Genomic DNA, 24,891 nt, shown 5'->3' on the forward strand with positions numbered 1-24,891 from the left:
CCCGATGGAAGAGCTCCCTTCCGCCAAGCGGGCCCGCCCGGTCACCATCAATGACATAGCGGCACTGACTGGCGTAGCCCCGTCCACCGTGTCGCGTGCGCTGAGCAAACCCGGGCGGGTCAACCACGCCACCCGCGAGCGCATCGAGGCCGCCGCCCGCGAGCTGAACTACGTGCCCAACACCCAGGCGCGGGCGCTGAGCTCGGGCCGCACCGGCACCATCGCGGTGCTCGTTTCCGCGATCACCAACCCGTTCTACTTCGGCATCATCCGTGGTACCCAGCAACAGCTGAAGGCGGCGGGCTACGCCCAGCTGCTCATCGACACCGAGGACTCCGGCGAGCTGGAAGCGGCCATGCTGCACAAGATGCGCCGTTCCCTGGACGGCGCGATCCTTGCCGCGTCACGGCTTTCCGACCGGGCCCTGGCCGCGCTGGCCACCGAGATCCCGCTGGTGACCATCAACCGCAACGTGCGCGGGGTGCAGAGCGTCATCATCGACACGCCCGCCGGGATAGGCCAGGCGGTCGAGCATCTGGTGTCGCTGGGCCACCGCGACCTCATCTACGTCTCCGGACCCCAGTCGTCGTGGCCCAACGAGGCCCGCTGGCAAGCGCTGCGCAGCAGCGCGGCGCGCCATGGCGTGCAGGCCCGCCGGGCCGGGCCGTTCCCGGCCGAGCGCCCCTCGGGTTCGGCCGCCGCCGACGCCGTCGTCAACACCAAGGCCACCGCGTGCATCGTCTTCAACGACCTGCTCGCGATCGGCATGCTCACCCGGCTGCGCGAGCGTGGGGTCCGGGTACCCGGCGATATCAGCATCGTGGGCTGTGACGACATCTTCGGCGCCGACTTCTGCCACCCCACCCTGACCACGCTGACCGCTCCGATCGAGCAGGCCGGCCGGGTGTCGGTGTCGATGTTGCTGTCGCTGCTGACCGACCGGCTGCCCGACCAGAACCAGCGCCGGTGCGTGGTGCTGCCGACCCACCTCACGGTGAGGGAGTCAAGCGGGCCGATAGCCTAAGCATTGACATCCGTCGCCTTCCCGGTCACAGTGATGGGAGAGCGCTCTCCGTCAATGTCCTCAAGCGCCCGGCAGCCGTCAACGGCGGCACGGCTTCCGCGCGCACCGCTCCCCTCAGCTAGGAGCCACTATGCAATCAATCCGCCGTAGACATCGCACCACCGCCCTCGTGGCCGCGATGTTGCTCACCACCACCACCGTGCTCGTCTCGGCCGGCCCGGCCGCGGCGGCCGATGTCAATCTGTCCCAAGGCCACACGGCCACCGCCTCGTCCACCGAGAACGGCGGCAGCCCGGCTTCCAACGCGGTCGACGGCAACGGCGGCACGCGCTGGTCGAGCCAGTTCAGCAACCCGCAATGGATTCGGGTCGACCTCGGCGCGACCGCTCAGGTCAACCGCGTCTTCCTCGACTGGGAAGCCGCTTACGCAACCGCCTTCCAGATCCAGATCTCCGGCGGCGCCGACGGCCCGTGGACCACCCTCTACTCCACGACGACCGCGACCGGCGTCGACCAGAACCTGACCGTCAACGGCTCCGGACGCTACATCCGCCTGAACGCCACCGCCCGCGCCACCCAATACGGTGTCTCGCTGTGGGAGTTCCAGGCTTGGGGCACCGGCGGTGCACCGGGTGGCGGCGGTGGCGGTGGCGGCCCGATCGTTCGGGTTTCCGAATTCCTGGCCGACTGCCCGCTGTCACACCGGCTTCCCGACGACCCGATCGTCTTCCCCGCCCTGCCCGGCGGGTCGCACATGCACGACTTCATGGGCAACACGAGCACCAACGCCTTCTCCACGCTCGCCAGCCTGACCGCCGGCGGGACCAACTGCGCGCCCAGCACCGACCTGTCCTCCTACTGGGTGCCTACCCTGTACGTGAACAACGTCGCGGTAGCGCCATCCATCACCACGTTCTACTACCTCGGTGAGGGCGTGCGCCCGGACATCACCGCGGTGATCCAGGCCTTCCCACTCGGTCTTCGCATAGTCGCCGGCAACTCCAAAGCGACCGGGCCGAACGACAGCATCGCGCGCTGGTCCTGCCTGCACCACGGCGAGGTCCCACCGGGCAAGGACTTCGTGACCTGCCCGGCCGGCTCGATGATGGAGTCCTATCTGGACTTCCCGCAATGCTGGAACGGCCGTGACCTCGACTCGGCAGATCACAAGAGTCACATGGCCTATCCGGTGAACCAGGCCTGCCCGGCCTCGCACCCGGTGCCCGTTCCCAAGCTGCGCCAGGTTTTGCGCTACCCGGCCAACGGCAACCCGGCCGCGTTCCGGCTCTCCTCAGGTCCCGGCTACACGATGCACGGCGACTTCTTCAACGCCTGGCCCGTCGCCGAGCTGGAGCGCCGCGTCCGCGACTGTATCCGGCCGATCATCAAGTGCGGAGTGAACGGCACTCCATGAGTTATCGCCGAACCATGATGCTGGTGGCCCTGCTGGCCGGGGGCTGCTCCGCCCCGGCGGCGGCGCCCCCGGTCAGCGCCGGGCCAAGTCCCAGCATCATGGTCGCGGTGACCACCGACGTGGCGTGGACCCAGCTGGTGCTGGCGCTCGACGAGCGCATCCTCACCGTCCTGGATCTCACGCCCACCCACAGCCGCGATGCCGGCGTAATTGCGCTCTCCGCCGACATCGCGGCCCAGCACCGCTCCGAGATCGAGCTGCTGCGCGGCAACCTTTTCGCCATGGGCGCCAAGGACGACAACCCGCACGCCGAGCACGAGATGCCGGGCATGGTCACCGCCACCACTTTCGCGGAACTGAAGCAGGCCAACGGTTCCAGCTTCGACCAGCTGCTCTCGGCCAGCCTGCGCGCACACCTCACCCAATGCGTATCGCTCGCCCAATCCGAACTCAAAGCCGGCACCCACGCGGCGACCCGAGCGCTGGCTGCAGCCGTGCAGGAAAGCCGTGAGCGCGACCTCTCCCGCCTGCCCGGCTAGCCTGCGGCGCTCGGGACAAGGCTTCCATCAGGGTCAATGGATGGGCGATGGGTGGGGTTCGCATAGCGGTCCCGGGCAGAGTCTGCGCCTATGACGGATTCCAACGTGGAATTTTCGCGCATCGCTTCACGCCGCGCGCTGCTGGGGGCCGCCGCCATGGGCGCGGTCGGGGCGGTGGTCGGCCAGGGCGCGCCGGCCGCCGCACACGGGACCACGGTGCACACCAACACCATCACCAGCGTGCTGCCGGTGCCACTGTGGTACGTCGGCAGCTCTGAGCCGGGCACCAACTTCGCCCAGGACTTCAATGCCACCTACTACGCCCGGCTCCAGAACTGGATCTCCTTCTACTACGCCAACACCCCGTCCAACTGGATCGGGCCGTTGCGCCTCAACCACCTTGGCGTGCACGGCGACGACGATTCGACCAGCATGCACTACTACGGCCGTGCCGTTGACATCAGCCGGTTCCTCTTCACCGATGCCAACACCGGAAGCACCTTCGCGGGGTTCGACACCCGCTACAACATCTGGCGGAGCTGGACAGGTTCGTCGCTGACCACCGTGCGCCAGCGCTACTGGGCAGGGGTGGCCGGACTGCAGTACCACCTACAGCACGTGCTGCACTATCTCTTCAACGCCGAGCACTGGAACCACGTGCACGCCGACAACCAGATCTCCGGCAGCGGCAACTCCACCTTCAACCAGGCGAGCGCCCAGGTGCACGGAGTCCAGGCCTGCCTCGTCTACATCTGGGGCTTCACCACCACCGAGTGCCCGATCGACGGGCTTTGGGGTACCAAGACCGACACGTGCTCCCGGAAGGTGCTGACCCGGATCGGGCGCACCGGCGGGCTGACCAGCTCGCAGGCCAACTGGCTTGAGTTCAACAAAGCCTGTCTACGCAAGGGCACCGGTAAGGAAGCCTATTAGGCCTGAGGCCTGATCGGCCACGGCGGTATAGCCCGCGCCGCTCGCCAGCAGGTGTGCCCGGCGGGCGGCGGACACGGCCTGCTCCGTCTCGCCCAGCGCTGATTGAACCTCGGCGAGTTCAATCAGCGCACGGGCTTCGGCGTACACGTGCTTCACCTCGCGGGCCAGCTCGACCGCCCGCGTCGCGATGGGCAGCGCCTCGGCCAGTGAGCCGTTGCTGCGAAGTGCCAGCGCCTGGGCCTGCAGGCAGCTCGCCTGCACCCAGCGGTCGTCGCTGTCGTTCGCCAGCGCAATCGCCGACTCCATCAGCTCCAGGGCGGCCGCGAAGTTTCCCCGTTTCACCTGCACCTCTGCCAGCACCCGGGTGGTGACGGCCTGGCCGCACGTGTCAGCAAGCTCCTCGTGCATAGCGAAGCCTTGGCGCACATACTCTTCAGCCGATGACAGCTCACCGCGCCACAACGCCAGCTCGCCGAGGCTGGTCAGCAGGAACGCCTCGGCCATCGGGACACCCTTGCCCGAATAGTGGGCCAGCGATCGCTGCAAATGCTCCTGCGCCTTGGCATAGTCGCCAAGCTCGCCGTAGAGCGCACCGAGGTTGCCGTGGTTGACGCCCTGCCCGTCGAGCCGTCCAATTTCGACGTTCAACGCCAGGCTTCGCTCCATCAGCTGTGCCGCTTCAGAGGGCCTGCCCTGCAACCGCCACAACCCGCCCTGGCTGCCCATGATGGTGGCCTCCGCCTCGCGCCAGCCGGCTGCCTGCGCGTGCTCTGCGGCACTGCCGAAAGCGCGGTCGGCCAGATCGTGAAAGCCTTGCCGTCCATAGAAGTCGGCCAGGTTCAGATGTGCCGCCGCCTGCCCGTGGTGGTCGCCCTGGGCTTGCGCGGCCCGCAGCCCCGCCTCGGCGACGCTCTGCCACTCCACCGGGAACATGCGCAGGAAGAAATACCCGCGCATCCCGTCGGCCAGCCGCCAGGCGAACTCCGGGTGGCCCTGGTCGGCGAAGGCCACGATGGAAGCAACCAGGCTGGCGCGCTGCGTGTTGAGCCACTCCATCGCCTCGGGGCGGTCCGCGAAACGGAGCGGCCAGTCGGCCTCATCCGCGGGAAGGCGCAGCAGCTGTGGGTACAGGGCGTGGGCGGCAGCCACGACATGGTGCAGATAGTGTTGGGCCAGAGCGGTTTCCGCCGCCTTGCGCGCGTCGCCGCCATCGGTTGCCTCGAGCAGGTGCGCCGCGTACAGACGCAGCAGATCGTGGAAGCCGAAGCGGCCCGGCGCCCGTTCCTCCACCATATGGTGGTGGGTAAGGGTTTTCAGCAACCGCAAGGCGTGTGGCCCGGGCAGCCCGGCCAGGCTCGCGGCCTCCTGCGCGCAGAAGTCGGGCCCGGCCACCACGCTCAGCAGCCGGAACATGCGTTGCACCGCAGGCTCCAGCATGGCGTAGGACAGATCGAAGGTCGCCGCGACCGCGGTGTCGTCGTCACCTTCGACGCCCAGCAGGCTAAGCCGATCGACCGTGCGCAGCCCCGCCACGTATTCCACCCCGTCCTGCGATGTCCCGGTGGCGATCGCGGCGGCGGCGATCCGCAGCGCCAGCGGGACATAGGCGCACAATCGCGCAAGCTCATGCAGGACAGCCGGGCTCGCCTGCGGCAGCGACCGGGCAAGCAGCTCAAGCGCCTCCGCTGGGTTGAGCACGCTTAGCCGCAGGCAGTGCGCTCCGTCGCGGGCGACCAGACCGGACAGCTCATGCCGGCTGGTCACCAGCGTGCGGCTGGTCAAGCTGTTGGGCAGCAACGGACGCACCTGATCGCAGTCGCGCGCGTTGTCGACCACCACCAGCAGGCGCTTTCCCGCCGCCCGGGACCGGTAAAGGTCGACGGCAAATCCTTCTTGCGACGGAATCTGTTCCGGTGGCACGCCAAGCTGATACAGCAAACGCGACAGCGCCTGCACCGGGCTGGACGGCTGCTGACGGCCGAAGCCATGAAGATCAACATAAAGGACTCCATCTGGGTACCGGTCCACCGCGCGATGAGCCCAATGCAAAGCCAGCGCGGTCTTGCCGATGCCCCCGGATCCGGTGATAGTCACCAATGCGGCTGCCGCAGTGTCGAGATCGGTCAGGTGCGATCGCCGGCCGGAGAACCCGGCTACGTCCGTGGGCAGCGAGTTGATTCCAGGCCCCGACACGGTGGTGCTGACCGAGCCGATCCGGTCCAGGTGCGGATCGGCGCGCTGGATCGACTGCTCCAGCTCGCACGTGGCCGGCGCCGGGTCGGTGCCGAATTCCTCCACAAGGTGTTCGCGCTGCGCCTGAAGCACGGCCAGCGCATCAGCGCGCCGGCCGCATCGGTGAAGCGCCAGCGCCAGCGAGCGAACCAGGCTTTCGCGGCGCGGGTGCTCCTTGGCCACCGGAGCCAGCTCGACGGCCACCTCCTCATGCCGGCCCATTCGCAGCTGCAGCTCGGCCAGCCGCTCCACCGCGGTCAGGTATTGTTCCTGCAGACCGGCCCGGGCACTGTCCACAAACGACCCGACGACCTCGCTGAGGGCGGGTCCGCGCCACAGCAGCAGCGCCTGCTTGATCAGATGGGCCGCCTCGGCCGGGTCTTCCTCCGCCACCCGCCGGGCCTGCTCGATCGTCGTGGTGAACACGATGAGGTCTGAGTCGGCCGGAGCCACGTCTAACTGGTACCCAGAAAAACTGGTCTTTAGCAGATTTTCACAACCCATGTCGCGCAACGCCTGCCGCACCGCGGAAACGGCGGTCTGGATCTGGCTCCGCGCGGTCGCCGGCGGGGCCTGCCCCCACAGCGCGTCGACAAGCGACTCCGTGGTGACCAGCCGGTTGGCGGACAACAGCAGGCGGGCCAGGACGGCTCGGGTCCGCGGGCGCGCCACGGCGCGCAGCTGACCATCCACTTCGATCGCTAATGAGCCCAGCAACCTGAACTTCATCAAGCCTCCCGTCCCCCGGCCTCGACAATAGGTGACCAGTTTGGCCGTCAGACAAATAGGCGTCGTCGCCTCCACGGCGGCTGTCGTGGTACGGCGCGACGCGCAGTCGGCGTGATGCCAGATACGTTGGCAGGGCTACAAAGTGTGCCTAGCCGGAGGTCAACGCTGCTGGGTTGATTTGTTCAGGCGCGGATCCGGTCGACGATCAGCCGATCGAAGAGATCGCCGGGAAGCGCGTCGGAATGTAGCGCCACGGATTGACGGGCGACCTCGACATCGCCGTGCCAGGTGGTGATCACGTCTGAATTGAACTCGATGAGTTTGAGAACATCCGACGGCGAAAGCTCGGGATGGAACTGGCAACCGAAGACGCGCTTGCCGTAGCTGAACGCCTGGACCGCCGTGTGCGCGTTATGCAACTCGATGCGGACTTCGGCGTCCTGGTCGATCGCCGGTGAAATCGCCTGGTAGTGAAAGGATGGGACGGCCTGCTCGGCTTGGCCCGCGTGGGCCGAAGTTACAGGGGTCAGCCCCACTTCGATGGCCCGGGTGGAGATGATCGAGTCTGGCCGCAGCGCCTCGGCGATAATCTGTGACCCCAGGCAGATCCCGATCACAGACTGTTCCCCGCGCTGGGCGCCGGCGATGAGACGCCGGGTCATGCCGATCGCCGACCGCATCCATGCCGCGTCGGAGTGGACCGAGGTCTCGCCCCCGGTGAAGACATAGGCAAGCCTCGGGCGGGGGTGCTCAATAGGCAGGCTGGTCAGGTCGCAGCGTAACGAGGTGAGCCCGGCTTGCGACAACCGCTCTTCTATCCGCGTGGCGTAGTCGACGCCCTCAAAGAGGATGCCGTCCGCGACGTAAATCAGCACATCCACCGGTAACACCCTCACAACGACTCAGAACCATTTCATCCACAGGTTAACCGCCGCTTCCAAGGACCCGATGAAGCTCAAGATGGCCAAGATCGTCACCACGATGTTCACCCGGGCGACACGGCGCGCCTGCTCCTGGTCGAGGTTGCGCTGCACAGCCTGCCGGGCCATATCCATCAACGTATCCGCGCGTTCGCGTGTCTTGTCGGTCTCCCAGGCGTGGAGAATCGCGTCGCGAAGCTTGAGGACATGGAAGTTGTAGCTGAAGGTCGGCCTGACCAGCGCCTGATAGTCGGCGCGCAGGCGGCGTTCCAGCCGGACCAGCTCCTCCACGTCCAGATCCAGCGTGGACGAGCGAATCAGCCGGTCGGCCGCGGCCGCGCTCTGGTCCATCCGGGCATATTGCACATCCAGGTGCAGCAGCAGGTGTTCCAGCTGGTCGAGCGTTTGCCCGGGCTCCGCGCTGGCGAGCAGAAGAAAGGCGTACCCGGCGTAGAAGAACTCCTCCAGCCACGTTGAGTCAGACGTGATGGGTGCCGGCGAGCGGGGGTAGATGAGCTGCCGAAGGTCATCGGGAAGGGCGCCGCGGCCGGGGCGCGGGTGCGAGGTCTGCGCCACATAGGTGAGGTTGAAATATGGCAGGAGCGTGCCGCTGGGCGCATGCGGGCGACAGCGAATGACCACCTCGGACAGAGCGGGCAGCAGCACCCCGCGGAGCTGCTCGGCGACCGAATCCCGGCCCTGCGGACCGAACCCGCGGATGAGCCGCTCGCGTTGGGCGCTTCCCCAGCCATCCGCCACCTCCATCCGCAAAGCCACCGACCCGAACCCATCGGGAAAGAGAATCCCGGTGACCTCGAGCCGCATCGGCAGCCCCACCGCATCCTGGGCGATCTGTGCCAGCTCGGCATGGAAACGCTCGCCCCCCTCGAAGTGCGTCAGCACGTCAAGGCTGGGATTTCCGTAGGTGAGCGAGCCGCGCAGGAAAGGATCCGTCGGCCGGTCTGCCCGCACGATCCGGCCTTGGGGGTCAAGGACCCCGTCAGCAGGGACCTTGTACACCTGCGAATGATCAACGAGCTCCAGGTTGGGAAAGAACGGAGCGGTCAAGAGGAGTTGCGCGTTGCCGATAAAGTCGACGTTTTCCGGATCCTCCGCCCGCCGCTGCGCCGGAATCACGAGCTCACGTTTTTCGATGCCGCCGCCCAAAGTCACCCTCCTCATAGGACTGCCCCACATTATGACCCTGCGCCGTAACGATGGATGGTCGGCGGCCGTGCTGGCCGTCCTTGCCGGACCTCCCTCCACGGCTGCGCGGCTAGGCGTCTTTAAGGGTAGGGAGGGTGCATGAACACAGCGGTGGCGCGCGCGGCGTTCGAAGAGTTCGTCGCGGCCCGGTCGGCCGTGCTCATCCACGTCGCCTACCTGCTCACCGGCGACCGCCATGACGCCGAGGACCTGCTGCAGGTGGCGCTGGCGCGGGTGGCGCAACGGTGGGGCCGGGTCGAGGACCCGGAGGCCTATGTCCGGCGGACCCTGTATACCCAGTCGGTCTCGCGGCTGCGGGCGCTGAGCCGCCGCCCGCGCGAGTCCTTGGGCGTCACCGCGGCCGAGCCCGCCCGCCACCCCGACGACCTCGACCTGCGAGTGGCGCTCGACCAGGCCTTGCGCAAGCTGACCAGCCGCCAGCGAGCGGTGCTGATGCTGCGTTTCTACGAGGATCTCAGCGAGTCGCAGACCGCGCAGATGCTCGGCTGCGCGGTGGGCACCGTCAAAAGCCAGACCCGGCACGCCCTTTCCCGCCTCAAAGCACTCAACCCGCGCCTTAACGAGCTGTTCGAGGACGCCAAGGAGGTGTCTGTGCCATGACCACCCGGTTCCGCCAAGTCGCTGATGAGATCACGGTGACCGCACCGGCGCTGCCGCCGGGCTTCTTCGACCGCGCTCGCCGCACGCGGCGGGTACGCAACGCCCTGACCGCTTGTGCGGCAACGCTTCTGGTCGCGCTGGCCGGTCTGGCTCTGATCACCACGCCGGCGCCGAGGCCACCCGAGATCGCCGCCGACCCGCAACGTTTCCCGCTGCCCAGCGAGCTGATAGAGATCCCGGCGTGGCTCGCGGACGTACGTGACGCGCCCATCGGCCAGGCCCTGATCGTCACCGATCTGGGCGACCGGCTCGTCCTGGTCAGCCCCGACAACAGCTTCCGCGACCTGCCGGTGGGCCGCGTCGAGCACACGTTCCTCCTGTCACCTGACGGGGGCAGGCTGGCGATGACCGAAGCGGATCGCTCGTATCTGCTTGACCTCACCTCCGGCGCTCAGCGAGATCTGCCTGGGAAGGCGATCACCTGGTCCAGCGACGGCAAGCAGCTCGCAGTGCGCATAGACGGGGGCTTCTCGGTGCTGGAGGCCGACACGCTGGCGCTCAGCTGGGCGGTGACCCGGCCCACCTCCGCGAACTGCCCAGAGGTCGACGGAATCTTCTCTCCGGACAGCAGCAGGTTCGCTCTTGTCTGCTCCCGCGACGTGGACATCTATGACCGGTCCGGCACCAGCACGCGACAGACCCTCCCGGGCGCCTTCAGATTCGCCGGGCCACGGGCGTGGAGCCCGCTCAACTCTGAGATCATGTTCGAGCAGGGCTCCTCCAACCACGTCCTGCACCTGGACTGGCAGACCGGGATCTGCCGCGAGGAAGACCTCTACCAACGGTGGCGGTCGCCTGTCCCGATCTCGCCATACATCGTCGACTGGTGGCAGGGCAGCCCGGTCTTCTCCGACGGCTCGGACTTCATCCCGGCCGTGCCAGCGCCCCACGAGGTACTGCATCTGATCACCGGGTACTCGGCACAGGCCGCAACGGCCATCGTGGACTGGTCGCACACCCGGCCACCGGCCGAGCCTGACCGAGGGCCCTGGTTGCTTACGCTGCACCAGATCTGGGACAACAAGTTCCGGCTCGCCTGCATGGTGCTGCCTGTCCTGCTCGTCGTCGTCCTGGTCACCGGATCGGTCCAAGGCCGCCGGCGCCGCGAGCGCGCTATCGGCAGCTAGCGGTTTGGCCGGATGGCACTGTCGGGTGGCCGGTCGGCTTCCTAGCGTCGGGCGCATGGATATGTTGTGGCTGTTGCGCTTTGGCGCGGTATGCGGGGTCGTGCTCGGTCTGTCGCTCGGGGTTCCCGCCGCGGTGGAAGCGTTCACCGGCGAGACCGCGGCTACCAGTTTTGTCATCGGGCTCGGAACGGCTTTCGGGGCGCCCGCCCTGACCGCCATCTACCTGCGGCACCGCCGTGCGGCAGGCAGTTTCGGCGCGATCGCCTACGCGGTCAACCTGATCGGGCTGGGCCTGTTCTCCGGCGTCGGGTTCACCCTGAACCTGGCACTGTTCTATCTCGACCCGGCGGTGGTGGAGGATCTTCTCGCCGGGCCGACCCGGTTCGCCTTCCTGGGCAGCGCGGTCGTCTTCGTGGTAGGCACCGTGCTGTTCGGGGTCTCCCTGCTGCGCGCGGGCGTCTTCGCGAAGGTGCCCTCGCTGGGCTACGCCGGCACGCTGTCGCTACTGGCCTTGCTCGCCCCGCTGCCGGACTCGGTCTTCACCAGCGGCGTGCACGTGCTCGCGGGTGCCAGTCTGGTCTGGCTGTCGTGGTCGGTCTGGCAAGCCGATGAGCCGCTTCCGGCGCGGCCGTAGTCTCATGGCCGTGGACTCTTCACGGCCCGTGCCGTGGGTGTCGCCGGTGCTCTATGCGGCCGTGGTGATCGCCGGGCTCTATGCCGGCCTCTCCGGTCTCGGCGACACCCGCCTTGTGCTGTTCCTGGCCGGGATGGCCGCGCTCTTCGCGCTGGAGTGGGTGCGGCACAAGCTGTTGGGGATCGCGGCCAAGACGGCGATGTTCGCCATGGTCGCGTTCGCGGACGGGTCGGGGCTGGCGAAGGCGCTGTTCGTGCTCGTGCCGTTCACCGCCTACTTCGCCTTCGGCCGAGCGGTGAGCATCGCGCTGGGCGTCGCCTGTGTGGCCGCGCTGGCCGTGGTCTACGAGCTGACCGTCCCGGGCTGGCGCTCCGATCTGGAGCGCCTCTCCGATCTGCTGATGTTCGGGCTCGGCCTGGTCCTCGCGATCGCGATGGCCGCGGTCGCGGTCGAGGAAACGCGCGGCCGGGTCAGGCTGCAGGAGTCGCATCGCCAGATCGCCGAGCTGTCCGCGGCCGCAGAACGGCATCGGGTCGCCCGCGACCTGCACGACGATCTCGGCCACCATCTCACCGCAGTGGTGGTGCTGCTGGAGAAGGCGGACGCGTTCCGCGAACGCGATCCCGCGCAGGCGCGGCTGGCCGTCGACGACGCGGCCCGCTCCGCGCGGCGCGCATTGCAGGATGTCCGCGAATCCGTGCGGGCCCTGCGCGGCGAGGCCGAACCGTTCCTGCTTGAGGCCGCGCTGCAGGAGCTGGTCGGCACCACGGTCCCGATCCAGGTCACCGGCTCGCAGGCCGGTTACGGCGACACCGCGCTGCGCGCCCTCTACCGAGCCGCGCAGGAGGGCATCACCAATGCCCGCCGCCACGCGCGGGCGACCGAGATCAGGGTCGAGGTCGAGCTGGGACAGCAGCGGGCGCGGATGCTGGTCACCGACAACGGCTGCGGCTTCGAGCCGGGCCGGGAAGGCTTCGGGCTGGCGAGCATGCGCGAGCGCGTCGAGCAGGCCGGCGGGCAGGTTATGGTCCAAAGTGGACAGAGTCTCGGCACGCAGCTGAGGGTTCAGGTGCCGAGGGCCATGTCATGAGCGATCTGGTGCGCGTGCTCGTCGTCGACGACCAGCAGCTGATCCGCGAGGGCATCGCCTCCCTGCTGGCCATCCAGGACGGGATAGCGGTCGTCGGCACGGCCGGTGACGGGCGGGAGGCGGTGGCTCAGGCGATCGCACTCACGCCCGATGTGGTGCTCATGGATGTGCGCATGCCCGAGATGGACGGAGTCGAGGCGGTAGCCGTTCTGCGGCAACGCCTCCCGGACTGCCGGGTGGTCATGCTCACCACCTTCGACGACCACGACTACGTGATCCGGGCGCTGCGCGCGGGCGCGACCGGCTACCTGCTCAAGGACCTGCCGTCGCGAGAGCTGGCGGCAGCCGTGCGGCTGGCCCACGCCGGGGTGATGCAGTTCGACCCGGCCGCGGCGGCCCGGCTCACCGCCGCGATCGGCCCGGCCACCGCGTCGCCGAGCATTCCGCTGAGCGCCCGCGAGGTCGACGTGCTGCGCCTGGTCGCGCAGGGGCTGACCAACCGCGAGATCGGGCAGCGGCTGCACCTGAGTGAGGGTACGGTCAAGAATCATCTCTCGCGCCTGCTCGAGCGGCTCGGCCTGCGCGACCGCATCCAGGCGGCGGTCTATGCCCGCGATCACGGGGTCATCTAAAGGCGATTACGGCGTCTCGGCTCTGGCCCGCAGTTGCTCCACAATGGACGGATCCGGCCACTGCCGCACCCGGAACCGAGTGGGGTTCATGTCCTCGACCGGGATGAGGCCGACGAATTCCGTCAGGACTTTCCACGGTACCCAGAAAGCCTCCTGATCGGTGTCGGCGAACGCCACATAATCCGCCTGGGGCAGCAGGGTGTCGACCGGGGCCGCCCAGACGGTGTAGGAGAACAGCGACTCGTCCGGACGCTGCCCCACCGTGAACTCGGCCACGTAGACGTCGATTCCCTCGCGCTGGTGGGCCTTCTCGGTCCAGTGTTTCTGCGCCCCGTACTCGTTGGCCGCCAAGATGATCGTCGACCGGTGCACGTGATGATGGGCCGGATGGGTGGCCGAGGCGGGATAAGGGATGACGGCAGCCGACCCGTCGACGGTGTAGGCCACCGGGGAGATGCTGCGCGCCGCCTCGTTGTATTCGCCCTCCACCAGCTCCAGCAGGGCCGCCATTCCGGCCGGGTCGTCGCAGGTCACGATCAGGGTGTTGTTGTCGGGCACGAACGCGATCGGGCGGCCGCCCACCCGCGGGGCAAGGCCGGCCAGCCAGCCCTCCAGCAGGATCATCGAGGCGAAGTAGGCGTCGCCGCTGTCGATGAAGCGCAGCACGCGCCGCCCTTCGTCGTCGTCGCCGTCGGGCTCCATGCCCAGGTTCGCTCGGGCGTGAAGGTTTTCGTGGGCCGCGGCGAACACCTGATCGGCGGTGACCCTCCATTTGGCGACGCTGTCCTCCATCACGTAGGCCATCGCGGTGGGGGTGTCGATGACGACGTGCTCGCGCAGGTAAGGAAGGGCGGGCCGGGCGAGCAGCTTCTTGGCGTCGGCCGAGGGCGCGCCCATCCCGAAGGTCGCGCCGCGCAGCACGGGGCGCAGCACGTCGCGTACTGAATCCCAGGTCTCCGGCAGCGGCGGCTGATTGAGAACCACGTCAACAAGGGTGCTGATCCGATGCTCGATGAACGCATCGCTTTCGCCCTGGCACTCTTGGTAGCTGTTGTTCAGGAACAGCCAGGCCGGGGCGTCCCCGAGCGAGCGTTCGTAGCCGATGGCGAACTTTTCCTCATCGATCCACGCCCGCGCGACGCCGGCCCGCAGCACGAACCTCAACACCTGCTTGGCAAATCGGCGCCGCGGATCGCCCTTCAGCCGATCGAACAGACCCATGGTCGCAGACGGTAACATGGCCGCACTCACCGCACGCCGTGACGATGGTGAATGTCGAGCACGATTGTTCCCGGCTTGGGTGGTCGAGGAGCATACAAGTCGGATATGCGCCACTGACGTCCGTCCGACGGCTGATCGACCGTATAGCGGCGGCGGTCTACGGTGTCGGCATGTGCTTGGGATCAGCGACGAGAGCCGATATTAGAGTGTCCATTCAGGACCGTCTGGCCCCCGACAGGGTGGCCGGGCATCTGGCGACGGGAATCCTTGTCGATGGCGACGTGGTGCTCATACCCGCGCCGCCAGAGGCGCTTTTCGACCGGGAACGCCAGTTCCAAGTGCTGATCTTCCCCACCGAGCTGACCGAGCACTCCAAGATCGACGCGTTGGACTGCTGGAAGTTCGGCAGCTTCGCCCTTGAGGATCGGGAGCGGCGGCCGGTGGCGATGACCGGGCGGCTGACCCATCACTCAACCTACGCCGCCCAGATCGGCGAGGTCGACTCCCGCCGTCTTGCCTCCACATTGGAGGACAGAGACGGCGATCTATGGGCTGCGCTGTGGGAGCTTGACGCGGTGCCCCGCGGCATCAACGAGATCTCACCGGAGCTGCTGGCGCAGGCCGACCGGATCGAGCGCGAGCAGCATCTGCCCAAACGCACCCACCACACGTTCGACGACTACGGCGACATGACCGGTGGCTGGTGCATCTTCTTCTGCTTCTGCCTGCCGCACAAACACGACTAGGAATCATGATGCGGCGCGCGGGTGACCTTCTCCTGGCAATAGCGATCTGTCTGCTTGACGTCTTCTTCTTCTCCACGGCCGGAAGCAACCTGGCCGAGTTGGGAGCGGGGGACTTCGCCCCGGTGTGGCTGGTCGGATACGCAGCCCTGGGCGCCGCGGCGCTGATCTGGCGGCGGCGCTCGCCGGTCGCTGTCTACGCGATCGTCTGGGTGCACGCGGTCGTCGGCGCGGCCTTGGTCCACGGCTACCAGCCTGTGCTCGGCATGCTTGTCGCCCTCTACACCGTCGGCGCCCACCGGGACAGGCGGCTGTCGTGGCTGATCGCCCCCACCGTGGTGCCGTTCTCCATCATCGCCGTCAACGAGGCGTTGTACTCCGAGACCGAAGCCAAGGCCCTCACCTTCATCGGGCTGGTCGCTTTCTACACGCTGTTCATCTCCGGGGTGTGGGCGCTGGGCTACTGGACGGCGCTGAGCCGGCGCAGGCTGGCCGAGTCGCAGCGGATGCGGGAGGTCGAGGCTCAGCTCGCGGTCGCCCAGGAACGCGCCCGCCTCTCCCGCGAGCTGCACGACATCGTCGCGCACTCGGTGACCGTCATGGTGCTGCAATCGGCCGGGGCGCAACGCATCCTGCGCACCGATCCGCAGCGGGCGATTGACGCGCTGACCCAGGTGGAGGCGACCGGCCGGCAGGCCATGAGCGAGCTGCGGCGCATGCTCGCGCTGCAGGGCCCCGACGGCGAAGCGCAGGCCCATCCCGGGCTCGACGACCTTGGCGACCTGGTGGACGGGGTGCGGCGGACCGGGGTGCCCGTCGAAATGGTGGTGGAAGGCGAACCCAAGCCGGTCGACCCAAGCGTCGGGCTCGCCGCCTACCGCGCCGTCCAGGAGGCGCTGACCAACGCGGCCAAGCACGCCGGCGTCGGCGCGGCCACCACGGTGCGTCTGATGTGGACGGACGATCTCGTGGTCCGGGTGACCAACGCGATTCCGCTGCAGGCCCCCTCCACCAGCCGGGCCCTGTCCACCGGGCACGGCCTGCTCGGCCTGCGCGAGCGGGTGGCCGTGGTCGGCGGGCGGCTGGAGGCCGGGCACCGCGACGAAGGCGGCTATCAGGTCACGGTGAGCCTGCCGGTGGTGGCCCGATGACGGTTCGCGTGCTGCTCGCCGATGATCAGCCCTTGGTACGGGCCGGAATAGCCATGCTGCTAAGCGCCGAGACCGGTATCGAGGTGCTGGCGGAGTGCTCCAACGGCGACGAGGCCATCGCCCAGGCCCGCGTCCACCAGCCCGACGTGGTGCTGATGGATGTGCGCATGCCCGGCGTGGACGGCGTGGAGGCCACCCGGGTGATCACCTCCGACGGCTTCGCCGCGCGCGAGGACCGGCCGGTGAAGGTGCTCATCCTCACCACCTATCACGTGGACGACGCGGTCTACGGCGCGCTGCGCGCGGGCGCTTCGGGCTTCCTGCTCAAGGACGCCGCCCCGGCCGAGCTGGTGATGGCGGTCCAGGCGGTGGCGGCCGGGGAGGCGTGGCTCGACCCGGCCGTGGCGCGGCGGCTGCTCACCGATTTCGGCACCCGCCCGCAGCAGCGGGAAACCCCGCCCGACATGCGGGTGCTCACCGATCGGGAGCGCGATGTGCTGGTGCTCGCGGCCACCGGAATGTCCAATTCGGAGATTGCGGTCAAGCTCATCATCGGCGAGGCCACGGTCAAGACGCATCTGGGCCGGGTGCTGATGAAGCTCGGCGTCCGTGATCGGACCCAGGCCGTGGTGGCCGCGTACCAGAGTGGTCTTGTGGTGCCATAACGTGATGTGTGCGCGGCCTGCGCACGGGGTAACGCTGCGGGCGTGGATGTGGACGCCAAGCCCAAGGTTCAGCAGGACGACACCGATCAGGTCCCGGTCGCCGCGGTAGCCGCGGGCCCGATCGACGCCGGGCAGGTGTTCAGGTGGACTGTCGCGGCCGGTTTCGGCCTGCTGGTGGTGATTCTGATCGCCCTGGCCGTCTACTCGATGCAGACCCTGCTGGTGCAGATGGTGGTCGCGGTCTTCATCGCGGTGAGCCTGGATCCCTTGGTGCGCTGGATGATCGGCCGCGGGATGAAGCGCTCGCAAGCGGTGGCGCTGATTTTCGTGGTCACCCTGCTCATCGTCGCCGGGCTGGTCTGGCTCTTCGCGCCCGACCTGATGCGTCAGGCCAGCGCGTTGACCACCGACTTCCCCGGCTACATCGATAACCTTCGGCAGCGCTCGCCCGATCTGCGCAGCCTGGAGAACCGGTTCAACCTGGCGCCGCGCATCGACCAGTGGGTGCAGACCGTCCCGGCGAAGATGAGCGAGCAGGCCATCTCGGTGTCCCGCCAGTTCCTGGGCGCGCTCGTCTCGGTGCTTCTCGTGATAGTGATGACCATCTACCTGATGGCGGATCTGTCCCGGCTGCGCCGGGGTCTGGTGCGGCTGTTCCCGAAGCGGCACCGGCCACAGATCAGCGAAGCGGTGAACCTCATCATCGACAAGGTTGGCTCCTACATGATCGGCAACCTGCTGATCTCCGGCATCGCCGGCGTGACCGCCTTCATCGCCCTGTCGGCGCTGGGCGTGCCGTTCGCCCTGCCGCTGGCGCTGATAGTCGCGATCACCGACCTGATCCCGCTCATCGGCGCCACCCTCGGCGCGGCCATCTGCTTGATCGTCTCCGTGGCCACCACCGACATCTGGCCGACGACCATCCTCGTCGCGGTGTTTTTCCTTGTCTACCAACAGGTGGAGAACTACGTCATCGCGCCGCGGGTGCTGCGCAACACCGTGGACATCTCCTCGGTCGCCGTGCTTTTCGCGGCGCTGGTCGGCGCGAGCATCCTCGGCGTGATCGGGGCACTGCTGGCGATCCCGGTCGCGGCCGCGCTCAAGGCGATCATCTCCGACTGGATCCGCGACCGCGACGCGGAGGACTCCGCGGCGGGCGCTAAATAGCCGCGTGCCCCGGGCCGGCGGCCACGTCGCTCTTGCGCGCGGTCACCAGCACCGCCATGATCACGGTCGCGATGGCCAGACACACCGCGGCCCAGAAGAACGCCACCGTGTAGCCGTGCACCTGCGCTTCGGCGACGACCTCGGTCTGGTTGACGCCGGGGCGCATGTGATCGGTCAGGTAGGCGGCCACCGCGGTGGTGAAGAACGTGTTGAACAGGGCCGCGCCCAGCGATCCACCCACCTGCTGGGTCGAGTTCAGGGTGGCGCTCGCCGCGCCCGCGTCGTGGTTGGGCACGCCGATCAGGGCCAGGTTGGACAGCGGCACGAAGATGAAACCCAGACCCAGACCGAGCAACAACTCGGCGGGCAGCACGTGGGTGGCGTACTTGGTGTGCAGGCCGATCTGGGTCAGCAGCAGCATGGCAGCCGTGGACGACAAGCCACCGGCGACCATGAGCGGCTTGGGCCCGATCTTCGGGATGAGCTGACTGGCCACAGCCGCCGCGACGAAGACACCGGCCGTAACCGGCAACGTGGCCAAACCCGCCTTCAGCGGCGAATAGCCAAGCGTGGCTTGGAAGTAGAAGGTGAGGAACAGGAAGGAGCCGAACAGGCCGGCACCGGTCAGCAGGCTCGCCAGGAAGGCGCCACCGCGGTTGCGGTCGAGCACAATTCGCAAGGGCAGCAACGGGTTTTTCGCCCGCATCTGGATCAGGACGAAGATGACCAGCAGCAGCACGCCGATGCCGAGGAAGGTCAGGGTGGAGGCGGCATCCCAGCCGGCGGTGGCCGCCTTGGTGAAACCGTAGACCAGCGACACCAGACCCAGCGTGGCCGTGAAGGCGCCCGGGATGTCGAAGCTGGTGTTTCCTTTGGCACGGCTCTCCGGTACCAAGGGAATGGCAAAGACAATCGCGATCGCGGCGATGGGAATGTTGACCAGCAGACACCAGCGCCAGTTGGTGTACTCGGTCAGGATCCCGCCCAGCAAAAGTCCCACGGCCGCACCGCCACCGGCGATCGCGCCGTAGACGGCGAAGGCCTTGGCCCGCTCCTTTACCTCGGTGAACAGCACGGTCAGCAGGGCGAGGCTGGCCGGAGCGAGCAGCGCGCCGAAGGCACCCTGCAACGCCCGCGCGGCAAACAGCGTCCCGCCACTTTGCGCGAGACCACCCAGCGCGGACGCGAGGGCGAAACCGATCGCACCGGCGACGAAGGCGCGCTTACGGCCCCAATAGTCCGCTATCCGGCCACCGAGCAGCAGCAGACCACCGAAGGTCAGGGTGTAGGCCGTGACGACCCATTGCCGGTCAGGGTCCGTGATCCCCAGGTCCGCCTGGGCCTGGGGCAGCGCGATATTGACGATGGTGGCGTCGAGCACCACCATCAACTGCGCCACCGCGATCACGGCCAGGGCAAGCCATCGCTTCGGATAGGCCGATAGCGCTGAGCCTTCTTGTTGCATCACCACCGAGGCCACGATGGGTCCCCCTCACCACTCGCGAGCAGGGTTTTGATTCTCCTCGCGATTTGTCAGGGCTGTCCGGAGAACCGCCGATATATGGCCTAAGTTTTTGATCTCAAAGCGCGTGCGCTGGGCGGCGCGCGCCCCACGGCACCGCCTGCTCCAGCTGCGCGGCGACCCGCAGCAACACGTCTTCGCGGCCATAGGCGGCGACCAGCTGCACCCCGATCGGCAGGCCTTCCCTGCTCTGAGCGAGCGGCAGGCTGATGGCCGGGTGGCCGCTGATGTTGAAGGGTGCGGTGAACGGCCCCAGGTCAAGGATTTCCCGGATCCACGAGCGCGCGGTGTGCTGCGGGCTGTCGTAGCGCAGCGTGCCGTGCGGCAGCGGGAGCTGCCCGAAGGTGGGTGTCACCAGCAGGTCGTACCGGTTGAAGAACAGCGCCACGGCCCGGGTCACCCGGTGCTGCGCGTCAAGGGCGGCCATGACGTCCAGCGCGGTGGACTCCTCTGCCATCGCGAGTACCTGACGGGAGACCGCTTCCAGCCTAGAGCGGTCGGGCTGGCGTCCGGCGCGCAGCACGGCCGCCCCGGTCGCGATGACACCGAGCATGGTCGCGTCGAGGATCGCCTCGGCTTCCAGCTCCGGGCTCGCCTGCTCCACCGGGTACCCGATCCACTCCAGCACCTTGCCCGCCGCCTCGGTCGCCGCCACCACCTGGGGGTCGACCTGCACCTGCGACCAGGCCCGCGTGGTGAGCGCGACGCGAAGCCGGTCGGGGGCCGCGGTCAGCTCCTGGACGTAGGGCCGCAAAGGCGGTGGCGCCGTTTGCTTTTCGCCCACCAACGGGGCGCTGACCGCGTCCAGCAGGTGTGCCGTGTCCCTTACGCTGCGCGTCAGCGCGAACTCGGTGATGAGCCCGAAGCCGGCCTCCCCGGCCAGCGGGCCGCTGGGCGTGCGGCCGCGGCTGGGCTTGAGCCCCACCAGACCGCAGCAGGAAGCGGGAATACGGATCGAGCCACCGCCGTCGTTGCCGTGCGCGATCGGCACCGCCCGCGCCGCTACCAGCGCGGCGGAGCCGCCGCTCGACCCACCGACGCCCCGGCCCAGCGCCCACGGATTGCGGGTCGGACCCGACCGCAGCGGCTCGGTGGAAAAGCTGAACCCCAGCTCGGGCGCGGTGCTCTGGCCCAGTGCCACCAGCCCCGCCTCCCGGAAACGCGCCATCATGTCGTGGTCGACCAGTGCGACAGCGCCCCGGATGGCGCGGCTGCCCAGCGCGAAGGGAACCCCGCGCGCGAAAGGCCCGCTGTCCTTGATGACAAAAGGAACACCCCGCCATGGGCCGCGTGGCGGGTCGGGCTCCGCGGGCTCGAACAGGGGCAGGGTGAGTGCGTTGAGGTCGGCGTTGGCGGCTTCCAGCGCCCGCAGGGCCACCTGCCGCACCTCGGTCATGGTGACCTGGCCGGCCGCGATCAGCTCCCGCAGCCCGACCCCGTCCAAGCTGGCATATTCGTGCAGTTCCATTGGAGCAAGGATGACCTAGCAGTCCCTGCTGTGACAAAACGGGGGTGCGTGACGCTATACCCCACATGTCGGTCGATGAGGTCAGCGGATTGCGCGCGATGCTGCGCGCCTACCGCGAGCGCATGTGGGATTTGGACGTCGTGGAGCGGGCCGAGGCGATCGTGCGAGAAAGCCGGCGGCAACAGGTCTCCCAGGCGCTCGAGGAAACCCTCACCCGGCTCGACGAGGCCGTGCAGGCCGCCAACAACGCCCACGACGGCACCGATGTGGTGGCCATGATCGACGCCGAGCAGCAGCTGTGCGCTGCGCAGCATGTCGCACAAACGCTGCTGCGGCGTCACCTGGACGAGACCCGCGCCGCCGATCAGGTGCAAGCCGCCTACAGCGCCCACCGCAACGAGGTCTCCCAGCGCATCAAGTCCATCGAGATCATGCTGGCCCGTCAGCGCATCACCGGTCTCTAACCCAGCGGGGCCAGATCGATCGACTCAAGGGCCGGCGAGACGAACAGGCCGGGCTTGGGCCCGCCCGCGAACGTATAGACGACCGTGCCGTTGGTTGCCGTGCCCAGGCCGTGCCGTGGCGTCGGCAGACCGGGCAGCGAATACCACTTGCCCTCGCCCACCTGGAAGGCCTCGGCTTCGGGGAAGGTCTGCGCCGCTTCCCCGCCCACGGCCACCACCCAGCCGTTCGCGGTAGCCGCCGCCGACAGCCCGCCCCGGCGCGTCGGCAGGCCGGGCAGCTTGCGCCATTGGCCGGTCGACGGGTCGAAGACCTCGAAAGCGTCCTGATTGGAGTCCACGCCGCCCAGCCGCCCGCCGACCGTGTAGACCAGACCGCCGTGGGCCGCGCCGCCCAGATGCTCACGCGGCGTCGGCGGACCGGGCAAAGTGGACCAGCTGTCGCCGGTCGCGTCGTAGGCCAACATCTGCTTGGCCAACCCGTCGGCGCCCACCCCGCCGGCGATGTAGACGGTGTTGCCGACCACCGCGGCGGTGGCCGCACCACGCGGCTGGGGCATCGCCGCCACCGCCCGCCAGCCCGACGGCTCGAGCACGAACGCCGCCGAGCTGGGGGCGCCGTTGGACTGGTAGCCGCCGAACAGGTAAACCCGGCCGTTGACCGCCGCGGCCATGGCGTGGTTGACCGCGATCGGCAGGGCCGGGCCACCACCCCAGCGCCCCGACGCGGTATCGAAGATCTCGACCGTGGTCACCGTGCCGCCGTCGGCGCGATAGCCGCCCATCACATAGGCCTGGGCGCCCACCACGACCGCGACCACCTCGGTGCGGGCCGACGGCGCGTCGGGCAGCTTCTGCCAGGCCAGCCCGGCCGATGGCAGGGGCGGCGGGGCAGGCTGTTGCGCTTTGGTGCAAGCGGCTCCCAGCGCGGCCGTCACCATCACCGCCACGAGGCTGCGCGTCCATAGCATCGGGTCATTGTCCGCCAAGGCGCGCCTGCTCGGCAGCGCGAGAGAGAAACAGTTCGCGCTCTCGCGCATTGCGGGTCATTTCGGCGGCCCGCTGGAACTCCTGCCGGGACTCCTGATGGCGGTCCAGTTTGGCCAGCAGGTCGCCGCGCACGGCCGGTACCAACGGATAGCCTGGCAACGATCCCGAGGTCACCAAGGCGTCGACCAGGTCGAGCCCGGCCTTCGGCCCGTCGGCCATGCCCACCGCCACCGCCCGGTTGAGCTCCACCACCGGCGACGGGGAAACCAGCGCCAGCACCCGATAGAGCGCGGCTATCCGGCCCCAATCGGTGTCCTGCACCGTGACCGCGCGGGCGTGCTCGGCCGCTATACAGGCCTGCAGGACATAGGGACCCCAGCTGCCCCCGATCGCTTCGGCCCGCTCGATCGCGGCCAGGCCGCGCCGGATCAGCAGCCTGTCCCAGCGCCTGCGATCCTGATCCTGCAACAGGATCGGAGCGCCCGTGGCGTCCGTGCGGGCGCCCATCCGGGATGCCTGCAGCTCCATGAGCGCCACCAGTCCATGCACCTCGGGTTCCTGCGGCGCCAGCCCGGCCAGGATCCGCCCCAGCCGCAGCGCTTCCTCGCACAGCGCCGGGCGCATCCAGTCGTCGCCCGCGGTGGCCGAGTAACCCTCGTTGAAGATGAGGTACACGACCTCGAGCACCGAGGCCAGCCGGGGCGCCACCTCCTGCGGCGGCGGCAGCTCGAAGGGCACCCGCTTGTCGGCCAGCATGCGCTTGGCTCGGGTAATCCGTTGCGACACAGCGGATTCGGCGATCAGATAGCCACGGGCGATCTCTTCGGTGGTCAGCCCGCCCAGCAGGCGCAGGGTCAGCGCCACCCGCGACTCCCTCGACAGCACCGGATGGCAGGTGGTGAAGATCAGGCGAAGCAGGTCGTCGCCGACATAGTCATCGAGCGCGGCCGCGACATCCGGCTCATGCGCATCTTCGAGGGTTCTCCCGATTTCGGTCAGCTTCTCTTGGTACCGGGCCTGCCTGCGCATGGTGTCGATGGCGCGATGCTTGGCGGTGGCCATGAGCCAGGAGCCCGGATTGACCGGGACACCCGACGAGGGCCACTGCTCAAGCGCGATCACGAGCGCGTCCTGCGCGAGTTCCTCGGCCAGGCCAACGTCTTGTACCAGGCGGGCCAGTCCGGCGATGAGCCGGGCCGACTCCATGCGCCAGACCGTCTCCACAGCGCGGCGAGGATCGGTTGCCGTCATGGCTACCGATCCTCGCATCCGCGATCACGCCGGGTCGAAAACCCTCAGCACCGTCGCCTCGCCCTCCCAGCCGGGCCAGAACTCGTGATGCAGATTGAGGAAGCGGCTGGCCCACTGGACCGCCTCCTCTTTCGACCGCACCTGGTAGAGCGCATAGCTGATCATTTCCTTGGCCTCGGCGAAGGGCCCATCGGTCACGGACAGCTTGCCCGCGCTCAGCTGCACCCTGGCCCCGGCCGCGCTGGGCATCAGGCCCGCGGTGTCCAGCAGCGCCCCGGATCGGGTGGCCTCCTCACCGAGCTTCATGATGGCCTCCATCAGCTCGGCGGGTGGCGGAGTAGCCGGTGGTTCCGCGTTGAGCAGGATCATGTATCGCATCGTCGGATCCTTTCCCTATTTCGAGTAGTAGTGAAGGCAGATCGTGGTCAGCCACGACCAGACAAGTAGCACAGCCGCCACGAAGGCGAGGGTGACCGGCCCGTGTGAGCCGCTGGCGATGCCGGCGAAGCCCGCCAGGAACGCCACCCCGGTGACCCGGGAGAACCAGGCCAGGCCCATCTTGCCGTCACGGGCGAAGCGGGATCCCAGCACCAGGCAGGCCGCGATCAGGCAGCCGAAGCCGATGCCGCCGGCCACGAAATGCAGCATGCCGTGCCAGCTCACCTCCGCCGCGTCGGCCGGGGTTCCGGCCGGGAAGCCCTGGGCCGGGTCGGCGCGGAAGATCCCGGCCGCGACCAGGCTCACCCCGTAACCGCCGATCAGCAGCGGTCCCCAGGTGCGGCCGCGTCCCGGGGTCAGCGCGCGGCGCAACCCCACCGCCGCGGCGACACACATCAGCCCGGTCAGGATGAAGTTGGTGATCTGGATCCAGCCCAGCTCACCATTGCTCAGCAGGCTCCAGGCGTGCTTGGTCAGGTCGAACCCGTCGCGGGTGAGCGCCTGGGCCAGCGCCACGGTCACATAGAACGGCCCAGCGATCACTCCCCAGCCCAACAGCGAGTTGGTCACTCGGGTCGCGGGGTCACAGCTCTGGCTCATGATGGATCTCCTTCATTCGAGGTCTCTACCTATGCCTCGAATGGGCCGACGGG

General features: G+C 68.4%; 24 protein-coding genes. 14 read left to right on the top strand and 10 right to left on the bottom strand.

Annotated features, from left to right (window positions below):
* Positions 1-4: 4 nt before the first annotated feature.
* From Rhe02_RS00230 to Rhe02_RS00245, 4 genes are all read left to right on the top strand, one after another.
* Positions 5-1,024, top strand: a complete 1,020-nt coding sequence (locus Rhe02_RS00230; protein WP_203905934.1) for a LacI family DNA-binding transcriptional regulator — start codon at positions 5-7, stop codon at positions 1,022-1,024.
* Positions 1,025-1,154: 130 nt separating this feature from the next.
* Positions 1,155-2,438 (top strand): DUF1996 domain-containing protein, encoded by a 1,284-nt coding sequence (locus Rhe02_RS00235; protein WP_239123118.1) that lies wholly within the window; start codon positions 1,155-1,157, stop codon positions 2,436-2,438.
* Positions 2,435-2,977, top strand: a complete 543-nt coding sequence (locus tag Rhe02_RS00240; RefSeq protein WP_203905935.1) for a DUF305 domain-containing protein — start codon at positions 2,435-2,437, stop codon at positions 2,975-2,977. The genes Rhe02_RS00235 and Rhe02_RS00240 overlap by 4 nt, the downstream gene beginning before the upstream one ends.
* A gap of 90 nt (positions 2,978-3,067) precedes the next feature.
* Positions 3,068-3,910, top strand: coding sequence for a hypothetical protein (locus Rhe02_RS00245; protein ID WP_203905936.1), 843 nt, complete (start codon positions 3,068-3,070; stop codon positions 3,908-3,910).
* On the opposite strand, the gene Rhe02_RS00250 is transcribed toward Rhe02_RS00245, so the two are convergent.
* The 3 genes from Rhe02_RS00250 to Rhe02_RS00260 all read right to left on the bottom strand — a co-directional run bounded on the left by Rhe02_RS00250 (position 3,878) and on the right by Rhe02_RS00260 (position 8,973).
* Positions 3,878-6,871, bottom strand: coding sequence for an AfsR/SARP family transcriptional regulator (locus Rhe02_RS00250; RefSeq protein WP_203905937.1), 2,994 nt, complete (start codon positions 6,869-6,871; stop codon positions 3,878-3,880). The genes Rhe02_RS00245 and Rhe02_RS00250 overlap by 33 nt on opposite strands.
* Positions 6,872-7,053: 182 nt before the next feature.
* Positions 7,054-7,752, bottom strand: a complete 699-nt coding sequence (locus Rhe02_RS00255; protein WP_203905938.1) for a type 1 glutamine amidotransferase — start codon at positions 7,750-7,752, stop codon at positions 7,054-7,056.
* 21 nt (positions 7,753-7,773) lie between these two features.
* Positions 7,774-8,973, bottom strand: coding sequence for a hypothetical protein (locus tag Rhe02_RS00260; RefSeq protein WP_203905939.1), 1,200 nt, complete (start codon positions 8,971-8,973; stop codon positions 7,774-7,776).
* Positions 8,974-9,096: 123 nt separating this feature from the next.
* On the opposite strand from Rhe02_RS00260, the gene Rhe02_RS00265 reads away from it, so the two are divergent.
* From Rhe02_RS00265 to Rhe02_RS00285, 5 genes are read left to right on the top strand one after another with little or no spacing between them, the layout of a single operon-like run.
* Positions 9,097-9,618, top strand: coding sequence for a SigE family RNA polymerase sigma factor (locus tag Rhe02_RS00265; RefSeq protein WP_203905940.1), 522 nt, complete (start codon positions 9,097-9,099; stop codon positions 9,616-9,618).
* On the top strand, positions 9,615-10,805 hold the full coding sequence (locus tag Rhe02_RS00270) for a WD40 repeat domain-containing protein (RefSeq protein WP_203905941.1): 1,191 nt from the start codon (positions 9,615-9,617) through the stop codon (positions 10,803-10,805). Before Rhe02_RS00265 ends, Rhe02_RS00270 begins: the two co-directional genes overlap by 4 nt.
* A gap of 55 nt (positions 10,806-10,860) precedes the next feature.
* Positions 10,861-11,439, top strand: a complete 579-nt coding sequence (locus tag Rhe02_RS00275) for a hypothetical protein (RefSeq protein WP_203905942.1) — start codon at positions 10,861-10,863, stop codon at positions 11,437-11,439.
* Between the two features lie 10 nt (positions 11,440-11,449).
* Positions 11,450-12,529: a sensor histidine kinase gene (locus tag Rhe02_RS00280; RefSeq protein WP_203905943.1), complete on the top strand. Its 1,080-nt coding sequence runs from the start codon at positions 11,450-11,452 to the stop codon at positions 12,527-12,529.
* Positions 12,526-13,161, top strand: coding sequence for a response regulator (locus tag Rhe02_RS00285; protein WP_203905944.1), 636 nt, complete (start codon positions 12,526-12,528; stop codon positions 13,159-13,161). Before Rhe02_RS00280 ends, Rhe02_RS00285 begins: the two co-directional genes overlap by 4 nt.
* Positions 13,162-13,167: 6 nt before the next feature.
* Here Rhe02_RS00285 and Rhe02_RS00290 read toward each other — a convergent pair whose 3' ends face one another.
* Positions 13,168-14,382, bottom strand: coding sequence for a DUF1444 domain-containing protein (locus Rhe02_RS00290; protein ID WP_203905945.1), 1,215 nt, complete (start codon positions 14,380-14,382; stop codon positions 13,168-13,170).
* A 206-nt stretch (positions 14,383-14,588) separates the two neighbouring features.
* Here Rhe02_RS00290 and Rhe02_RS00295 point away from each other — a divergent pair, with 206 nt between their 5' ends.
* From Rhe02_RS00295 to Rhe02_RS00310, 4 genes are read left to right on the top strand one after another with little or no spacing between them, the layout of a single operon-like run.
* Entirely contained in the window at positions 14,589-15,128 is a 540-nt protein-coding gene (locus Rhe02_RS00295; RefSeq protein ID WP_203905946.1) for a hypothetical protein, read from the top strand.
* A 5-nt stretch (positions 15,129-15,133) separates the two neighbouring features.
* Positions 15,134-16,276 (top strand): sensor histidine kinase, encoded by a 1,143-nt coding sequence (locus Rhe02_RS00300; RefSeq protein ID WP_203905947.1) that lies wholly within the window; start codon positions 15,134-15,136, stop codon positions 16,274-16,276.
* Positions 16,273-16,941 carry a response regulator gene (locus tag Rhe02_RS00305; RefSeq protein ID WP_203905948.1) on the top strand — a complete coding sequence of 223 codons (669 nt, stop codon included), beginning with the start codon at positions 16,273-16,275 and terminating at the stop codon, positions 16,939-16,941. Before Rhe02_RS00300 ends, Rhe02_RS00305 begins: the two co-directional genes overlap by 4 nt.
* Positions 16,942-16,983: 42 nt before the next feature.
* The gene (locus tag Rhe02_RS00310; protein ID WP_203905949.1) at positions 16,984-18,108 is read left to right on the top strand and encodes an AI-2E family transporter; all 1,125 of its coding nucleotides are present in this window, start codon (positions 16,984-16,986) and stop codon (positions 18,106-18,108) included.
* Here the strand turns inward: Rhe02_RS00310 and Rhe02_RS00315 are convergent.
* Together Rhe02_RS00315 and Rhe02_RS00320 are read right to left on the bottom strand one after the other, a co-directional pair.
* Complete coding sequence (locus Rhe02_RS00315) at positions 18,101-19,573, bottom strand: MFS transporter (protein ID WP_203906227.1); 1,473 nt, start codon at positions 19,571-19,573, stop codon at positions 18,101-18,103. The two genes, Rhe02_RS00310 and Rhe02_RS00315, sit on opposite strands and share 8 nt — an antisense overlap.
* 115 nt (positions 19,574-19,688) lie before the next feature.
* Complete coding sequence (locus Rhe02_RS00320; RefSeq protein ID WP_203905950.1) at positions 19,689-21,098, bottom strand: amidase; 1,410 nt, start codon at positions 21,096-21,098, stop codon at positions 19,689-19,691.
* A 65-nt stretch (positions 21,099-21,163) separates the two neighbouring features.
* On the opposite strand from Rhe02_RS00320, the gene Rhe02_RS00325 reads away from it, so the two are divergent.
* Entirely contained in the window at positions 21,164-21,562 is a 399-nt protein-coding gene (locus tag Rhe02_RS00325; protein WP_203905951.1) for a hypothetical protein, read from the top strand.
* On the opposite strand, the gene Rhe02_RS00330 is transcribed toward Rhe02_RS00325, so the two are convergent.
* From Rhe02_RS00330 to Rhe02_RS00345, 4 genes are read right to left on the bottom strand one after another with little or no spacing between them, the layout of a single operon-like run.
* Positions 21,559-22,530, bottom strand: coding sequence for a Kelch repeat-containing protein (locus tag Rhe02_RS00330; protein WP_203905952.1), 972 nt, complete (start codon positions 22,528-22,530; stop codon positions 21,559-21,561). The genes Rhe02_RS00325 and Rhe02_RS00330 overlap by 4 nt on opposite strands.
* A gap of 4 nt (positions 22,531-22,534) precedes the next feature.
* Positions 22,535-23,800, bottom strand: coding sequence for an RNA polymerase sigma factor (locus tag Rhe02_RS00335; RefSeq protein ID WP_239123120.1), 1,266 nt, complete (start codon positions 23,798-23,800; stop codon positions 22,535-22,537).
* 24 nt (positions 23,801-23,824) lie between these two features.
* Positions 23,825-24,178 carry a YciI family protein gene (locus Rhe02_RS00340; protein WP_203905953.1) on the bottom strand — a complete coding sequence of 118 codons (354 nt, stop codon included), beginning with the start codon at positions 24,176-24,178 and terminating at the stop codon, positions 23,825-23,827.
* Positions 24,179-24,193: 15 nt separating this feature from the next.
* Positions 24,194-24,838, bottom strand: coding sequence for a DUF998 domain-containing protein (locus Rhe02_RS00345; protein ID WP_203905954.1), 645 nt, complete (start codon positions 24,836-24,838; stop codon positions 24,194-24,196).
* Positions 24,839-24,891: the final 53 nt, after the last annotated feature.

The sequence above is a fragment of the Rhizocola hellebori genome, assembly GCF_016862955.1.
Taxonomy (GTDB): Bacteria; Actinomycetota; Actinomycetes; order Mycobacteriales; family Micromonosporaceae; genus Rhizocola; species Rhizocola hellebori.

Coding starts and splice junctions, on each gene's coding strand:
- Rhe02_RS00270 (WP_203905941.1), top strand. CDS start 9,615: ATGACCACCCGGTTCCGCCAAGTCGCTGATGAGATCACGGTGACCGCA.
- Rhe02_RS00245 (WP_203905936.1), top strand. CDS start 3,068: ATGACGGATTCCAACGTGGAATTTTCGCGCATCGCTTCACGCCGCGCG.
- Rhe02_RS00250 (WP_203905937.1), bottom strand. CDS start 6,871: ATGAAGTTCAGGTTGCTGGGCTCATTAGCGATCGAAGTGGATGGTCAG.
- Rhe02_RS00320 (WP_203905950.1), bottom strand. CDS start 21,098: ATGGAACTGCACGAATATGCCAGCTTGGACGGGGTCGGGCTGCGGGAG.
- Rhe02_RS00315 (WP_203906227.1), bottom strand. CDS start 19,573: ATGCAACAAGAAGGCTCAGCGCTATCGGCCTATCCGAAGCGATGGCTT.
- Rhe02_RS00305 (WP_203905948.1), top strand. CDS start 16,273: ATGACGGTTCGCGTGCTGCTCGCCGATGATCAGCCCTTGGTACGGGCC.
- Rhe02_RS00345 (WP_203905954.1), bottom strand. CDS start 24,838: ATGAGCCAGAGCTGTGACCCCGCGACCCGAGTGACCAACTCGCTGTTG.
- Rhe02_RS00240 (WP_203905935.1), top strand. CDS start 2,435: ATGAGTTATCGCCGAACCATGATGCTGGTGGCCCTGCTGGCCGGGGGC.
- Rhe02_RS00235 (WP_239123118.1), top strand. CDS start 1,155: ATGCAATCAATCCGCCGTAGACATCGCACCACCGCCCTCGTGGCCGCG.
- Rhe02_RS00275 (WP_203905942.1), top strand. CDS start 10,861: ATGGATATGTTGTGGCTGTTGCGCTTTGGCGCGGTATGCGGGGTCGTG.
- Rhe02_RS00290 (WP_203905945.1), bottom strand. CDS start 14,382: ATGGGTCTGTTCGATCGGCTGAAGGGCGATCCGCGGCGCCGATTTGCC.
- Rhe02_RS00300 (WP_203905947.1), top strand. CDS start 15,134: ATGATGCGGCGCGCGGGTGACCTTCTCCTGGCAATAGCGATCTGTCTG.
- Rhe02_RS00330 (WP_203905952.1), bottom strand. CDS start 22,530: ATGCTATGGACGCGCAGCCTCGTGGCGGTGATGGTGACGGCCGCGCTG.
- Rhe02_RS00265 (WP_203905940.1), top strand. CDS start 9,097: ATGAACACAGCGGTGGCGCGCGCGGCGTTCGAAGAGTTCGTCGCGGCC.
- Rhe02_RS00325 (WP_203905951.1), top strand. CDS start 21,164: ATGTCGGTCGATGAGGTCAGCGGATTGCGCGCGATGCTGCGCGCCTAC.
- Rhe02_RS00260 (WP_203905939.1), bottom strand. CDS start 8,973: ATGAGGAGGGTGACTTTGGGCGGCGGCATCGAAAAACGTGAGCTCGTG.
- Rhe02_RS00335 (WP_239123120.1), bottom strand. CDS start 23,800: ATGACGGCAACCGATCCTCGCCGCGCTGTGGAGACGGTCTGGCGCATG.
- Rhe02_RS00340 (WP_203905953.1), bottom strand. CDS start 24,178: ATGCGATACATGATCCTGCTCAACGCGGAACCACCGGCTACTCCGCCA.
- Rhe02_RS00230 (WP_203905934.1), top strand. CDS start 5: ATGGAAGAGCTCCCTTCCGCCAAGCGGGCCCGCCCGGTCACCATCAAT.
- Rhe02_RS00285 (WP_203905944.1), top strand. CDS start 12,526: ATGAGCGATCTGGTGCGCGTGCTCGTCGTCGACGACCAGCAGCTGATC.